General features: G+C 54.0%; 11 protein-coding genes and 1 pseudogene. 3 read left to right on the top strand and 9 right to left on the bottom strand.

All coding sequences use genetic code 11. The features are described 5' to 3' along the window. Positions 1 to 150: 150 nt before the first annotated feature. The 3 genes from focA (at position 151) to pflA (ending at position 4,284) form a co-directional block, all read left to right on the top strand. On the top strand, positions 151 to 1,008 hold the full coding sequence (gene focA / locus B3B59_RS01220; RefSeq protein ID WP_046887189.1) for a formate transporter FocA: 858 nt from the start codon (positions 151 to 153) through the stop codon (positions 1,006 to 1,008). Positions 1,009 to 1,058: 50 nt separating this feature from the next. Then, positions 1,059 to 3,341 (top strand): formate C-acetyltransferase, encoded by a 2,283-nt coding sequence (pflB, locus tag B3B59_RS01215; protein WP_046887190.1) that lies wholly within the window; start codon positions 1,059 to 1,061, stop codon positions 3,339 to 3,341. A gap of 202 nt (positions 3,342 to 3,543) precedes the next feature. Then, entirely contained in the window at positions 3,544 to 4,284 is a 741-nt protein-coding gene (pflA, locus tag B3B59_RS01210; protein WP_040076337.1) for a pyruvate formate lyase 1-activating protein, read from the top strand. A 35-nt stretch (positions 4,285 to 4,319) separates the two neighbouring features. Here the strand turns inward: pflA and B3B59_RS01205 are convergent, their stop codons facing one another. The 9 genes and pseudogenes from B3B59_RS01205 to ftsK form a co-directional block, all read right to left on the bottom strand. Beyond that, on the bottom strand, positions 4,320 to 4,826 hold the full coding sequence (locus tag B3B59_RS01205) for an anti-virulence regulator CigR family protein (protein WP_286807927.1): 507 nt from the start codon (positions 4,824 to 4,826) through the stop codon (positions 4,320 to 4,322). Positions 4,827 to 4,949: 123 nt separating this feature from the next. Beyond that, positions 4,950 to 6,098, bottom strand: coding sequence for an MFS transporter (locus B3B59_RS01200; RefSeq protein WP_046887192.1), 1,149 nt, complete (start codon positions 6,096 to 6,098; stop codon positions 4,950 to 4,952). A gap of 274 nt (positions 6,099 to 6,372) precedes the next feature. Then, the gene (locus B3B59_RS01195) at positions 6,373 to 7,236 is read right to left on the bottom strand and encodes a dimethyl sulfoxide reductase anchor subunit family protein (RefSeq protein WP_286807926.1); all 864 of its coding nucleotides are present in this window, start codon (positions 7,234 to 7,236) and stop codon (positions 6,373 to 6,375) included. 1 nt (position 7,237) lies between these two features. Continuing rightward, complete coding sequence (locus B3B59_RS01190; RefSeq protein ID WP_040075798.1) at positions 7,238 to 7,855, bottom strand: DMSO/selenate family reductase complex B subunit; 618 nt, start codon at positions 7,853 to 7,855, stop codon at positions 7,238 to 7,240. Between the two features lie 10 nt (positions 7,856 to 7,865). Continuing rightward, positions 7,866 to 10,310, bottom strand: a complete 2,445-nt coding sequence (dmsA, locus tag B3B59_RS01185) for a dimethylsulfoxide reductase subunit A (RefSeq protein WP_286807925.1) — start codon at positions 10,308 to 10,310, stop codon at positions 7,866 to 7,868. 210 nt (positions 10,311 to 10,520) lie between these two features. Then, positions 10,521 to 11,813 carry a serine--tRNA ligase gene (gene serS, locus B3B59_RS01180; RefSeq protein WP_040076342.1) on the bottom strand — a complete coding sequence of 431 codons (1,293 nt, stop codon included), beginning with the start codon at positions 11,811 to 11,813 and terminating at the stop codon, positions 10,521 to 10,523. Positions 11,814 to 11,985: 172 nt separating this feature from the next. After that, positions 11,986 to 13,329, bottom strand: coding sequence for a replication-associated recombination protein RarA (gene rarA / locus B3B59_RS01175; RefSeq protein ID WP_286807924.1), 1,344 nt, complete (start codon positions 13,327 to 13,329; stop codon positions 11,986 to 11,988). 9 nt (positions 13,330 to 13,338) lie between these two features. Beyond that, complete coding sequence (gene lolA, locus B3B59_RS01170) at positions 13,339 to 13,953, bottom strand: outer membrane lipoprotein chaperone LolA (RefSeq protein WP_286807923.1); 615 nt, start codon at positions 13,951 to 13,953, stop codon at positions 13,339 to 13,341. A 132-nt stretch (positions 13,954 to 14,085) separates the two neighbouring features. After that, positions 14,086 to 15,771 (bottom strand): annotated as a pseudogene (gene ftsK / locus B3B59_RS01165) (DNA translocase FtsK); the annotation flags it as partial.

The raw sequence follows: 15,771 nt of genomic DNA, 5'->3' as shown, positions 1-15,771 counted from the left end.
TATACGGATAATCAAATACTTACTCCGCTTTTGCTGTAAAACCATGCAGAGTGCGGGCCTATAAGCCAGGCGAGATATGATCTATATCAATTTCTCTTCTATAATGCTTTGTTAGTATCTCGTCGCCGACTTAATAAAGAGAGAGTTAGTGTGAAAGCTGACAACCCTTTTGATCTTTTACTCCCAGCTGCCATGGCGAAAGTTGCCGAAGAAGCGGGTGTCTATAAAGCAACGAAACAGCCGATGACCACGTTTTTCCTGGCGATTACTGCCGGTGTGTTCATCTCCATAGCCTTCGTTTTCTACATCACTGCTACCACCGGCACCGCCGCTATGCCCTTTGGTATCGCGAAATTGATTGGCGGCATTTGCTTCTCGCTGGGTCTGATTCTTTGCGTCATTTGCGGCGCCGACCTCTTTACCTCCACGGTGTTGATCGTTGTCGCCAAAGCGAGCGGTAAGATTACCTGGGGGCAGTTAGCGAAAAACTGGGTCAACGTTTACATCGGCAACCTCATTGGCTGCCTGCTGTTTGTACTGTTGATGTGGTTGTCGGGTGAATATATGACAGCCAACGGCGGATGGGGGCTAAATGTCCTGCAGACCGCTGACCACAAAATGCACCATACATTTATTGAAGCCGTGGCGCTGGGTATCCTTGCAAACCTGATGGTCTGCCTGGCGGTCTGGATGAGCTACTCCGGCCGTAGCCTGATGGACAAAGCCATGATTATGGTTCTGCCTGTCGCCATGTTTGTCGCCAGCGGCTTTGAGCACAGTATTGCAAACATGTTTATGATCCCGATGGGCATCGTCATCCGTAATTTTGCAAGCCCGGAGTTCTGGACCGCTATCGGTTCTTCCCCGGAAAGTTTCTCTCACCTGACTATTATGAATTTCATCACAGATAACCTGATCCCTGTCACTATCGGGAACATTATCGGTGGGGGTCTGCTGGTCGGGTTGACATACTGGGTCATTTACCTGCGTGGCGATAATCATCATTGATGATGTCTCAGGCAGTAAATAAAAAATCCACTTAAGAAGGTAGGTGTTACATGTCCGAGCTTAATGAAAAGTTAGCCACAGCCTGGGAAGGTTTTGCGAAAGGTGACTGGCAGAATGAAGTCAACGTCCGTGACTTTATTCAGAAAAACTACACCCCGTATGAAGGTGACGAATCCTTCCTGGCTGGCGCAACTGATGCGACCACCAAGCTGTGGGACAGCGTAATGGAAGGCGTTAAACTGGAAAACCGCACTCACGCGCCAGTTGATTTTGACACCTCCGTTGCTTCCACCATCACTTCTCACGATGCTGGCTACATCAACAAAGCCCTTGAGAAAATCGTTGGTCTGCAAACTGAAGCCCCACTGAAACGTGCGATTATCCCGTTCGGTGGTATCAAAATGGTTGAAGGTTCCTGCAAAGCGTATAACCGCGAGCTGGACCCAATGCTGAAAAAAATCTTCACCGAATACCGCAAAACCCACAACCAGGGCGTATTCGATGTTTACACCAAAGATATTCTGAACTGCCGTAAATCTGGCGTTCTGACCGGTCTGCCAGATGCGTATGGCCGTGGCCGTATCATCGGTGATTACCGTCGCGTTGCGCTGTACGGTATCGACTTCCTGCTGAAAGACAAATACTCCCAGTTCCTGTCCCTGCAGTCTGACCTGGAAAACGGCGTAAACCTGGAAGCGACTATCCGTCTGCGTGAAGAGATTGCTGAACAGCACCGTGCGCTGGGTCAGATTAAAGAGATGGCAGCGAAATACGGCTGCGATATCTCTGGTCCTGCAACTAACGCTCAGGAAGCTATCCAGTGGACCTACTTCGGCTACCTGGCCGCCGTTAAGTCTCAGAACGGCGCCGCCATGTCCTTCGGTCGCGTATCCACCTTCCTGGATGCGTACATTGAACGTGACCTGAAAGCGGGCAAAATCACCGAACAGGACGCTCAGGAAATGATTGACCACCTGGTCATGAAACTGCGTATGGTTCGCTTCCTGCGTACCCCTGAGTACGACGAACTGTTCTCTGGCGACCCAATCTGGGCAACCGAATCTATCGGCGGTATGGGCGTTGACGGTCGTACGCTGGTAACCAAAAACAGCTTCCGCTTCCTGAACACCCTGTACACCATGGGTCCTTCTCCGGAGCCGAACATTACCGTTCTGTGGTCTGAAAAACTGCCACTGAACTTCAAGAAATTCGCCGCTAAAGTGTCCATCGATACCTCTTCTCTGCAGTACGAGAACGATGACCTGATGCGCCCTGACTTCAACAACGATGACTACGCTATCGCTTGCTGCGTAAGCCCAATGGTTGTTGGTAAGCAAATGCAGTTCTTCGGTGCGCGTGCAAACCTGGCGAAAACCATGCTGTACGCAATCAACGGCGGCGTTGATGAAAAACTGAAAATGCAGGTAGGTCCTAAGTCTGAGCCAATCAAAGGCGACGTGCTGAACTATGACGAAGTCATGGACCGCATGGATCACTTCATGGACTGGCTGGCTAAGCAGTATGTGACTGCACTGAACGTTATCCACTACATGCACGACAAGTACAGTTACGAAGCCTCTCTGATGGCGCTGCACGACCGTGACGTTGTTCGCACCATGGCATGTGGTATCGCAGGTCTGTCCGTTGCGGCTGACTCCCTGTCTGCTATCAAATATGCGAAAGTTAAACCAATTCGTGACGAAGACGGTCTGGCTATCGACTTCGAAATCGAAGGCGAATACCCGCAGTTTGGTAACAACGACGCACGCGTTGATGACATGGCGGTTGACCTGGTAGAACGTTTCATGAAGAAAATTCAGAAACTCACTACTTACCGTAACGCTATCCCGACCCAGTCTGTTCTGACCATCACTTCTAACGTCGTGTATGGTAAGAAAACTGGTAACACCCCAGATGGTCGTCGTGCTGGCGCGCCATTCGGCCCAGGTGCTAACCCAATGCACGGTCGCGACCAGAAAGGGGCCGTTGCCTCTCTGACCTCCGTTGCTAAACTGCCGTTTGCCTACGCGAAAGATGGTATCTCTTACACCTTCTCCATCGTGCCAAACGCGCTGGGTAAAGACGACGAAGTGCGTAAGACCAACCTGGCAGGCCTGATGGATGGTTACTTCCACCACGAAGCGTCCATCGAAGGTGGTCAGCACCTGAACGTGAACGTCATGAACCGTGAAATGCTGCTCGATGCGATGGAACATCCTGAGAAATATCCTCAGTTGACCATCCGTGTATCTGGCTACGCAGTACGTTTCAACTCGCTGACTAAAGAACAGCAGAAAGACGTCATTACCCGTACTTTCACTCAGTCCATGTAACGGGAATTGACTGAAATCACGCGGTAAAGCGCGTACAATAAAGGCTCCACGCAAGTGGGGCCTTTTTAACACCTCCCCGCAATAGTCTCTTTTGCCCGCTATCTATACTTGATGGATAACAGCCAAAATAGACTCGACACAGTCAGCACGAGCTGTGCACATAACAGGCCCCGGACGGGCCGAAGCTGGAGATATCACCGCAATGTCAACTATTGGTCGCATTCACTCCTTTGAGTCCTGTGGCACCGTCGATGGCCCGGGCATCCGTTTTATCACCTTTTTCCAGGGCTGCCTGATGCGCTGCCTGTACTGCCATAACCGTGATACCTGGGATACGCACGGTGGTAAAGAAGTTACAGTCGAAGAGCTGATGAAAGAGGTGGTAACCTACCGCCACTTTATGAATGCTTCCGGCGGCGGCGTGACGGCATCAGGAGGCGAAGCCATCCTGCAGGCAGAGTTTGTCCGCGACTGGTTCCGGGCCTGCCACGAAGAAGGCATCCATACCTGCCTCGATACTAATGGCTTTGTGCGTCGTTACGATCCCGTCATTGATGAACTGCTGGAAGTGACCGACCTGGTCATGCTCGATCTCAAACAGATGAACGATGAGATACACCAGAACCTGGTTGGCGTGTCGAACCATCGTACCCTGGAGTTTGCGAAATACATCTCCGGCAAAGGCATCAAAACCTGGATCCGCTACGTCGTGGTGCCAGGTTGGTCAGACGATGACGATTCTGCCCATCGTCTGGGAGAATTTACCCGCGATATGGGTAATGTCGAAAAAATTGAGCTGCTGCCATACCACGAGTTGGGAAAACATAAATGGGTGGCAATGGGCGAAGAGTATAAGCTGGACGGCGTTAAGCCGCCGAAGAAAGAGACCATGGAACGCGTAAAAGGCATTCTTGAGCAGTACGGTCATAAGGTCATGTATTAACAAATACGCCCGGTATTCACCGGGCGTATTATTTATTAGTCAAAGACGCCATTAATAATGGTGGTCACAATCGCCGTACTCAGCGCAATTAAGACCAGATCCTTCCCGACCACGCGCCATTCATAGCCCGGATAAGAGGGTAATTGCCCCAGCATCGACGCCGGAACGGCTTTTTTCGCGATGCCCGGAGGCAGAGGTTTGCCGCGCGCAAGGTTTTTCGCAATCCCCGGCGGCAGTGAATCATACCCCGTTAAGCCGTAATTCAACGCCAGATGCCGGGCATGATCGTAGCTGACGCGGGCATCGACATCATCCCTGACGCTTTTATTTGATTTGCCCTGGTTCTGATGACCGTTTTTTTGTTTATGGTCCGGGTTGCCAGCATTACCTTTATTGGCATTGCCGTTGCCATGATTGCCGCTAATACCCTGCCCGTTACCGTGGCCATTTCCATTTCCCGGATTAGCCATCGCAGGTACGGTTGCAAAGCTTAAGGACAACACTATCGCCAGCGCTGTAGTGATAAAACGACGAGTAGACATGATTGCTGCCTTATTGTGGTAGTACTCGTGTGAATTATTACCTGGCGTAATAAACAAACAATGCGTAAAACTCTGATATGTGATGAGGACAAAAAAGCCTGTCATCGACAGGCTTTTATTTAATCAGGCATGTGCAACCGGGGTTGGATGCTTGCCCGCTTTGCGCAGCAACATCAACAGATAGATAAACGACACGCTGGCAATCATGATGAACAACAAATTGTCGGAATAGTTCTGCATCAGCATGGCGGTAAAGGTGGGCCCCAACAAACTGCCAATCGTGTAGCTCAGCAGCAGCGCCTGGTTCATTGCGACCAGCTGATGATGTTCTACTTTCTCGCAGGCCCAGGCCATCGCCACCGGATAGAGCGTAAAGCCCGCTGCGCCTAAAATGAATAGCGCGGGCGCCATCGCCGCGTTGCTAAGCATCGCCAGACAACCCATGATCACCACGAAGACCTGTACGCGCAAAACCAGCAGGCGACCAAAACGGTCGGCAAGGCGGCCGACAGGCCACTGCCCGACGATGCCGGCACTGACCATCACCGCCATCCAGAAGCCAATTCCGGAATCGCTGACGCCCTGGTGATTCAGATAGAGCGGCATCAGGCCATAGAGTGAACCCAGTACAATGCCAGAAATAATACATCCATTAACGCCCAGACGCGCCTGGCGCAATCTCAGCATCGGCCAGACGTGCGTGGCTTCCTGATGTTCGCTATGTTGGTTCACAATGCGCGTAAAGAGCAGAGGCAGGATTGCCGCCAGCACCATGCCGGTGACCCACGGCAGCACGCTCATCAAGTCGGTCGGGAATTTGCTGACCATTAACTGTCCCAGCACGGTACCGATGTAGTAAACCATCATATAGGCAGCCAGCAGACGCCCACGGTTGCGGGAGGTTCCGCTGCACATCAGCGCACTTTCCACGACCACCCAGATCATCGCGCAGCCCACGCCCGCAATAAAACGCCAGACCATCCAGCTCCAGAAGCCCACCATCAGCCCTAATCCGGCACATCCCACGGCAAATATCAGCGACGCCACATAATAGCTACGGTTAAAACCAAAACGTTTGATCAGGCTTCCCGTCATTAAGGTGCCAAGCAGGTTACCCGTAAAGAAAGACGAGCTAACCATACCCACCTGCCAGGTCGGTAAGTTTTCATGGGCGAGCCAAAGCGGGACGAGGGTATTTAACACCGCAATCGCCAGCGTCAACAAAAGAAGGCCGCAGAGCAGTAACAGCACTGGCCGGGTATAGGTGGACATGGATTAAAAACCGTGAGGAAGTATAGATTTCGTGCGCATCATGCCACTGGTAAAAACAAAGTCAATCCACTGGTTTCAGGGCCTCGCACGATTTGTTCCACGTCGATTGATAAAACTAATCCTGCTAAGCAATGTGGCGCACTCAGCAGAATTCATCCCACTGTTTTTATTGATTTAATGTTTATTGCAAGCGAAACGCTCAGTTGAAAAATTTCATGAAGAAAAAAGAGAAAGCCGGGCACGACGGCCCGGCTTGATATAACAAACAAACGCGTTAACTTGCGACAGCCATACCCACCGTCATATGCAGACCATAAAAGACGCCACGGCCAATCATTTCACCAATCAACACCAGTATAAAAGCCAGTGAGAGAAGCGGCAGCGCAGGCTGATTCCCTTTCAGTTGGGGCACAATCCAACACACCAGCGCGGCGACCAGAATCACCACCCGCCAGGCCATCAGGGAACCGTATGCCGGTACCAGCCACGAGGCCTGCTGGATAGCGCTATGGATAGTCGCCAGCTCTGCCCCCTGCATCAGCGCCACCACCACGCTTACCGTCAACGCAATGAGCGTGATGACCGGCAGCAGACGCATTGCCCAGCCGTCAACATCCGCTATACGCAGTAACAGATAACCCAGCAGCGGCCCGCCAATAAACAGAGTCAGGAAGAAGCTCAGTGGCGTCCAGATGCTGTACCACGTCGGTACCGTGTCGATGGTGTTATAGACCCGCACCATCATCCAGATGAAGATCACGCCGAGCACCATGGTGACGATCAACCACAGCGTACGCAGACCCGCAGGCAGTTTTTTCACTATCGCCAGCAGCCAGCCAAGCCCACCAACTGCAAAGAAGAGTGCGCCGCTGGCAATTTCGTTGCTGAGTGCCGAATCACCAATACGATTCAGGGAATTGAATGCCCGCATCGGCGAACCCAGGTGCAGGGTAGAGGCGATAAAACCGATTCCCATTAGCACCCATAGCCCAAACATGGTGCCTATCAGCCGTTGCTGTTTATCTGCCCGCAACGACCCTTTTAACAGCGCCAATGAGAGGACAATAAAGCCTCCTACCACGCACTGCCCAAACACCGTGAAGATCATTAACGGCCATTCATGCCATCCGCTTCCCATCTCACACCTCCTTCGGATTGGCCAGATAGCCGGTGGTATCACCCGTTGGTCGGCTGTTGGCATTGGGTTTAATGACAATACTTGGTTTTGTAAAGTGCGCCGACGGCAGCGGCGCAACGGCTGCCAGCTTGCCGTGTTTCTGCCGCAGCTCGTCGATCGGGCCGAAGTCCAGCGCACGCAGCGGGCAGGACTCTACGCAGACCGGCTTTTTGCCCTCTGCCACGCGATCGTAACAGCCATCGCATTTGGTCATGTGGCCTTTGGCGGCATTGTACTGTGGCGCGCCGTACGGGCAGGCCATATGGCAATAACGGCAGCCAATGCAGACCTCTTCGTTAACCACCACAAAGCCGTCTTCCCGCTTGTGCATGGCGCCGCTCGGGCAGACTTTGGTGCAGGCCGGGTCTTCGCAGTGGTTACAGGCAATCGACAGATAGTAGGCAAAGACGTTCTGCTGCCAGACACCGTTATCCTCCTGCCAGTCGCCCCCTGCGTATTCGTAAATGCGACGGAAGCTCACGTCCGGGGTCAGATCTTTGTAATCTTTACAGGCCAGCTCGCAGGTTTTGCACCCGGTGCAGCGGCTGGAGTCAATATAAAATCCATACTGAGTGGTCATCGGCTACTCCTTATGCCTTCTCAACCTGGACCAGGTTACTGTGTGATGGGTTGCCCTTCGCCAACGGAGAAGGCCGCTGCGTCGTGAGCACATTGATGCAGCCCGCCTGATCGACGCGGCTGGCATCCGGGTTGTACCAGGCCCCCTCCCCTAGCGCGACCACGCCAGGCAAGATGCGGGGCGTCACTTTGGCCTCGATATGTACTTCACCGCGACCGTTGTAGATGCGCACGCGATCGCCATTTTTAATGCCTCGCTTTTGCGCATCGAGCGGATTGATCCATATCTCCTGGCGGCAGGCCGCCTTCAATACATCGACATTGCCATAGGTTGAGTGAGTACGCGCTTTATAGTGGAACCCGGTTAATTGCAGCGGATAATCCTTGCTCTGCGGGTCGTCATAGTTTTCAAAGCCCGGGCTATAAACCGGAAGCGGATCAATCACGTCGCCTTTTTCCAGCTCCCAGGTGGCCGCTATCTCAGCCAGCTGCGCAGAGTAGATCTCAATTTTGCCGGACGGTGTGGTCAGCGGATTGGCTACGGGGTCGGCGCGGAAGGCTTTATAAGCCACGTGGTGTCCTTGCGGATCGCGTTGTTTGAAGATGCCTTGCTTACGAAATTCGTCAAAAGGAAGCAGATCCGGGATCGCCTCGCGGGATTGCTCATAAAGATGTCGCATCCACCCTTCCTGAGTACGCCCCTCGGTGAACTGTTGCGCCACGCCCATGCGCTTCGCCAGCTCGGTGGTCATCTCATAGATGGTTTTGCATTCGAAGCGCGGCTTGATGGCCTGATCGGCAAAGATGACGTAGGCCATGTTGCCGCATGAGGCATCCAGTGCGAAATCCATCTGCTCAGATGCGGTGCAGTCCGGCAGCAGGATATCGGCATACTTCGCAGATGAGGTCATGTGGCAGTCAATGACCACAATCAGCTCGCATTTTTTGTCATCCTGGAGGATTTCGTGGGTGCGGTTGATCTGCGAGTGCTGGTTAATGAGGCAGTTGCCGGCATAGTTCCAGATCATTTTAATCGGCACATCCAGCTTATCTTTACCGCGTACGCCGTCGCGCGTGGCGGTCATTTCCGGGCCGCGCTCGATGGCATCGGTCCACATAAACATGGAGATACTGGTCTGCACCGGGTTTTCAAGGGTTGGCATCCGCTCAAACGGGAGGGAGTAAGAGCCTTCTCGCGCCCCGCTGTTGCCGCCGTGGATCCCTACGTTACCGGTCAGGATCGCCAGCATGGCAATGGCACGGGAGACCAGCTCGCCGTTGGCATGGCGCTGCGGCCCCCACCCCTGTGAAATAAAGGCCGGTTTCGCCCCCGCGATTTCACGCGCCAGCTTGACGATCCGTTCTTGTGGAATGCCGGTAATCGCAGAGGCCCAGGCCGGCGTTTTGGCGATACCGTCATTGCCCTGGCCCAGAATCCAGGCTTTGTAATGGCCATTAGCCGGTGCGCCTGCAGGCAGCGTGGTTTCATCGTATCCCACGCAATATTTGTCGAGGAAAGGCTGATCAACGAGGTTTTCCGTGATCATCACCCATGCCAGCGCCGAGATCAGCGCGGCATCGGTGCCTGGACGGATAGGGATCCACTCATCCTCACGCCCTGCGCCAGTATCGGTATAGCGCGGGTCAATGATGATCATCCGCGCACTGGATTTTTCGCGGGCCTGCTCTACATAGTAAGTGACCCCGCCGCCGCTCATGCGTGTTTCACCGGGGTTATTACCGAACAGCACGACCAACTGGCTATTTTCGATATCGGACGGGCTATTGCCATCGGCCCAGCCGCCATAGGTATAGTTCAGACCGGCGGCAATCTGGGCGGTGGAGTAGTCACCATAGTGGTTCAGGTATCCGCCGCAGCAGTTCATCAGACGGGCAATAAGCGTCTTACCCGGCGGCCAGGAGCGCGTTAAGGTACCGCCTAACGTACCTGTACCGTAATTCAGATAGATCGATTCGTTACCGTACTCTTTGATTAAGCGCTGCATATTGCCAGCGATGGTATCGAACGCCTCTTCCCAGCTGATACGCTCAAATTTGCCTTCGCCACGTTTCCCCACACGCTTCATCGGATACCTGAGTCGATCCGGGTTATAGACCCGACGACGCATTGAGCGGCCGCGCAGACAGGCGCGTACCTGATGCAGCCCTTCGTAGTTATCATCGCCCGTATTATCGGTCTCGACGTATTTGATCTCGCCATCAACAACGTGCATGCGCAGTGGACAGCGACTGCCGCAGTTAACAGTACATGCGCTCCAGACTACCTTTTCATTTACACCTGCGGGCGCCAGCGCATTCGCGGCTGACGCCAGACGGGTAAAAGGGAGTGTGATCGCGCTACTTGCCACAGCCAGACCGCCAACCGCCGTAGTTTTCATTAACCCACGACGACTGACTTCCGCTGTCAGCAAAGCCTCTGGCGCTTTGATTTTCATAGCTATTCGCTCTGGTTGCTCACAAAGAAAGAGAGTGCGGTAGTTACCGCTATATATTTATATAAATAACGAGATTAGCCCTTTAGCAGTATTTTGTGCTGGCAAATCTGCAGGGAAGTATTACTACTTTAGAGGGAGGGGTTATTGCGTCGAGTCAAAACAAAGGGATAAAAAAAGCGCCCGTAGGCGCTTTTTATGCTTGAAAGCAAATCAACCGATGAACTGCTGACCTTTCATATAAGGACGCAGCACTTCAGGGATTTCGATGCGGCCATCGGCCTGCTGGTAGTTTTCCAGCACTGCAACCAGCGTACGTCCCACAGCCAGACCAGAACCGTTCAGGGTGTGTACCAGACGGGTTTTCTTGTCAGACTTGCTGCGGCAGCGTGCCTGCATGCGGCGCGCCTGGAAATCCCAGACGTTGGAGCAGGATGAGATTTCGCGATAGGTATTTTGCGCCGGCACCCACACTTCGAGGTCGAAGGTTTTACACGCACCAAAGCCCATATCACCGGTACAGAGCGCCATACGACGGTACGGCAGGCCCAGCAGCTCCAGCACTTTTTCAGCGTGGCCGGTCATCTCTTCCAGCGCATCCATGGAGTTTTCAGGACGCACAATCTGCACCATCTCAACTTTGTCGAACTGGTGCATACGGATCAGACCGCGAGTATCACGACCGTAGGAGCCCGCTTCAGAACGGAAGCACGGTGAGTGTGCGGTCAGCTTAATCGGCAGATCGTCCTCATCGATGATTTCGTCACGCACCAGGTTAGTCAGCGGCACTTCTGCGGTTGGGATCAGCGCGTAGTTGCTGCTATCAGCCTCTTCGTCCAGCGGACGGGTATGGAACAGATCGCCCGCAAACTTCGGCAGCTGACCTGTACCGTACAGCGTATCGTGGTTTACCAGATACGGAACGTAGGTTTCGCTATAGCCGTGCTGTTCTGTGTGCAGATCCAGCATGAACTGCGCCAGCGCGCGGTGCAGATGTGCGATCTGACCTTTCATCACCACAAAACGAGAACCGGTCAGCTTAACCGCAGCGGCAAAATCCAGCCCCGCGTGCATCTCGCCTAAGGTCACATGATCGCGAACCTCAAAGTCGAACTCGCGAGGCGTACCCCAGCGTTTCACTTCAACGTTGTCATTTTCGTCTTTGCCGACAGGGACGCTGTCGTCAGGAATGTTCGGGATAGCCAAGGCAATATCACGAATTTCGGTCTGAAGAACGTCCAGTTCAGCTTTCGCCTGATCCAGCTCTTCACCCAGTTTGTTCACTTCCAGGCGTAATGGCTCAATGTCTTCCCCGCGCGCTTTCGCCTGGCCGATGGATTTCGATCGAGAGTTGCGTTCAGCCTGCAGATTTTCAGTTTGTACCTGCAGAACTTTACGACGCTCTTCAAGAGCGCGCAGCTTATCTACATCCAGCTTAAAGCCCCGGCGTGCCAGTTTTTCAGCGACTGCGTCTGGCTCATTACGCAGCAGATTGGGATCGAGCATGCTTATCCTGTGCTTATCGAATTAAAAGAGGAAAAAGTAACCACAGCCTGCGGTCACAGTAATAGACCCTGGATAATTCAAGCTGCGCGAAGGCGGCAAGCAAGCGCAGCCAATGCACATGCAGCTTGAAGTCGAGCGGGTGTACAGTGCCAACATTACCGCAACGATGGACCTAACGGTAGCGTTTTATAGGGCTATTTTGATCCTGTCCGGCCAGCCAGGCGAGCTTTTCGCCAATCTTGCCTTCAAGACCTCTGTTTGTGGGGTGATAATAGCGCGTTTGTGCCATTTCCTGCGGGAAGTACTCCTCACCGGCAGCGTATGCGTTGGGCTCATCATGGGCATAGCGATACGCCTGCCCGTAGCCCATCTCCTTCATCAACTTGGTTGGGGCGTTGCGTAAATGCACCGGCACGTCGTAGTCTGGCCGTTCGCGAGCATCCGCCATCGCGGCTTTGAAGGCCGTATAAACAGCGTTACTTTTGGGGGCGCAAGCCAGATAGACAATGGCCTGCGCAATGGCGCGCTCGCCCTCTGCTGGCCCCACCCGCGTGAAGCAATCCCAGGCTGAGAGAGCCACCTGCATCGCACGCGGATCGGCGTTGCCTACATCTTCCGAGGCAATCGCCAGACAGCGCCGCGCCACATACAGTGGGTCGCCGCCTGCGCTGATGATACGGGCATACCAGTAAAGCGCCGCATCCGGCGCGCTACCGCGCACCGATTTGTGCAGAGCGGAGATAAGGTCATAAAACCGATCGCCTTTGTTATCGAAGCGGGCGCTGCGCTCTCCGGCAATCTCCGTCAGTAATTCGGGCTTCAACACCCGCTTGCTGGCCCCGTCCAGCTCGGCCATATCGGCCATCATTTCCAGGGTGTTTAGCGCCCGACGCGCATCGCCGTTCACCAGCTCGGCAATGGCACGACGCGTTTCATTGGGCAAAACGATATCCTGACCACCATAGCCCCGCGCTTTGTCCTCCATCGCCTGCGTCAGCACCTGCTCAATATCCTCGGTTGTAAGGGATTTAAGCAGATAGACGCGCGCGCGGGACAGCAGCGCCGAGTTCAGTTCAAAAGAGGGGTTTTCGGTGGTCGCACCAATAAAGGTGATGGTGCCATCTTCGATATGCGGCAGAAAAGCATCTTGCTGGCTTTTGTTGAAGCGATGAACTTCATCAACAAAAAGAATGGTGCGACGCCCGGCGTTACGGTTCTGCCGCGCGCGTTCTATCGCTTCGCGGATCTCCTTAACGCCGGAGGTCACTGCAGAGATACGCTCGACATCTGCATTGGCATAGCGGGCAATGACTTCAGCGAGGGTCGTTTTACCCGTACCCGGCGGCCCCCAAAGGATCATTGAATGCAGATGCCCGGCCTCAATCGCTCGTGGCAGCGGTTTACCCGCAGCCAGCAGATGTTGCTGGCCGATGTACTGCGCTAAATTTTCTGGCCGCATACGGGCGGCCAGAGGTTGAAACGCATTATCTGAAAAATCGAGCGACAGATTGCCCACTCACGCCTCTTACTTATTACGTTGGTCATCCACCGTTACGCCCTGCGGCGGGGTAAAGGTGAATTTTGATGCGTCTACAGCGCCATTTTGCTGGGATTTGAGCTGATAGCTGCTGCGCTGGTCGTCTTGCTCAACCGCACCAAATTGATTGATGGTGCCGTTGCTGCTCACGTTGATGGTGAACTGCTTCAGGTTGCCATTGTTCCCTTTTGGGGTCAGGGCAAATTCATCGCCATTCTGCTTAATGTTATACTGCTGCCAGTCGCTGGACTGGTTACGCGCAATCAGCATGAAGGGCGTATTGCTGGTGGCATCTTTTAGCCAGGTCGCCGTGGCCTGCTCGACAAACGGGTTAAAGAACCACAAGGTTTTACCGTCGGAGACCAGGATGCTTTCATCCGGCTGGGTCATATGCCAGTTAAACAGGTTAGGACGTTTAACCCACAGGTCACCTTGACCTTCCTGTACCGCGTTCCCGCTACCGTCGGTGACTTTCTGCGTAAAGCTGGCATGGAAGCTGCTCACTTTATCCAGACGGCTTTTCAGGTCGCTGGCGGCATCAGCCCAGACGCTGCTGGTGACAAGGCTACTCAGTAATGCACAGGCGATTGCGATTTTTTTCATTGTTAGTCCTTCAAAAACGTCGTCCCGGAATGGGCGCTCTTTGTCCACTATTCTGGACCTGCCCGCAGGCAGGTGACAGAAGAAAATGCTTAAATTTAGCTGCTTTACGCATCTTTGCAATAAGCAGCCGCATCACTCAAAGGGAGGCGGCGCCAACACTTCGCGGTTACCGTTATGCCCGGCTTCACTCACAATGCCCTGCGCTTCCATCTGCTCGATAATACGGGCTGCCCGGTTGTAGCCGATACGGAACTGACGCTGCACGCCCGAAATAGAGGCTTTACGCTTTTCGGTAACGAAGTTAACAGCCTGGTCAAACAGCTGATCCAGCTCTTCTCCACCATCGAAACCACCTGCACCACCGCCTTCGCTCTCGCTATCGGAGGTAATGCCATCCACATACTGCGGACGGCCACGCGCTTTCCAGTCCTGCACTACGGCATGCACTTCCTGGTCGCGGACAAAGGCACCATGAACACGGACCGGCGAGGTAGAGTTCGGGCCGGAGTAGAGCATATCGCCCATCCCCAGAAGCGACTCCGCGCCCCCCTGATCGAGGATGGTACGGGAGTCAATTTTACTCGACACGGTAAAGGCGATACGGGTCGGGATATTCGCTTTGATAAGACCCGTAATGACATCTACGGAAGGCCGCTGAGTCGCCAGAACGAGGTGGATACCGGCGGCACGCGCTTTTTGCGCCAGACGGGCAATCAGCTCTTCCACTTTCTTACCCACGGTCATCATCAGGTCGGCGAATTCATCCACCAGTACGACGATATAGGGCAGTTTTTCCAGTACCGGATGTTGCGCGTCCATGCTATCGCCCGGCTTCCAGTAAGGATCCGGAATCGGACGGCCCATCCGCGCGGCTTCAGCAATCTTCTCGTTATAACCCGCCAGATTACGCACGCCGAGCGCAGACATCAGCTTGTAGCGACGCTCCATCTCATTGACGCTCCAGCGCAGGGCGTTGGCCGCATCTTTCATGTCGGTGACCACTTCAGTCAGCAAATGCGGAATGCCTTCATAAACTGACAATTCAAGCATTTTCGGGTCAATCATGATGAAGCGGACATCTTCCGGCTGTGCCTTGTAGAGCATGCTCAGGATCATGGCGTTGACACCCACCGATTTACCGGAACCGGTGGTCCCCGCAACCAGCAGGTGAGGCATTTTCGCCAGATCGGCAACCACCGGATCCCCTGCGATATCTTTACCCAATACCACCGTCAGTGGAGAGGGATTGTCACGGAACTTGGTGTTATCCAGCACTTCGCGCAGGTAAACGGTCTGACGCTTCTTGTTCGGCAGTTCCAGGCCGACATACGGTTTGCCGGGAATAACTTCCACCACACGCACCGCAACGGTCGACAGCGAGCGAGCCAGGTCACGGGACAGGTTAGAAATTCGGGCCGCTTTCACGCCTGGTGCCAGGTTGAGTTCAAAACGGGTAATGACCGGGCCTGGCGAGTAGTTCACGACATCGGCTTTGATGCGGAAATCGGCCAGACGCGCTTCAACCAGGCGAGCCATCTGCTCGAGAGCGAAGGTATCAACCGGCTCCACTTCAGACGGTGGCGGCGTTAACAGATCGAGCGACGGCAGCGGCGTGGTTGGACGCTGAACTGGACGGCTGTCACCATTACGCATTAATAAAGGATGGATCAGACTGTCTTGCGGCTGTTGTTGTGGTGCCACAGGCTGTTGTTGGTGCGCTGGCGCAAACTGCTGCGGTGCCACAGGCTGCTGTTGAGGCGCTGGCGCAAACTGCTGCGGTGCCACAGGCTGCTGCTGAGGCGCTGGCGCATACTGTTG

Origin of the sequence: Leclercia sp. UBA2479, assembly GCF_002341985.1 — a bacterium.
GTDB lineage: Bacteria > Pseudomonadota > Gammaproteobacteria > Enterobacterales > Enterobacteriaceae > Enterobacter > Enterobacter pneumoniae.
Note: the sequence above shows the minus strand (reverse complement) of the source record. Positions and strands in the feature narration are given on the sequence as shown.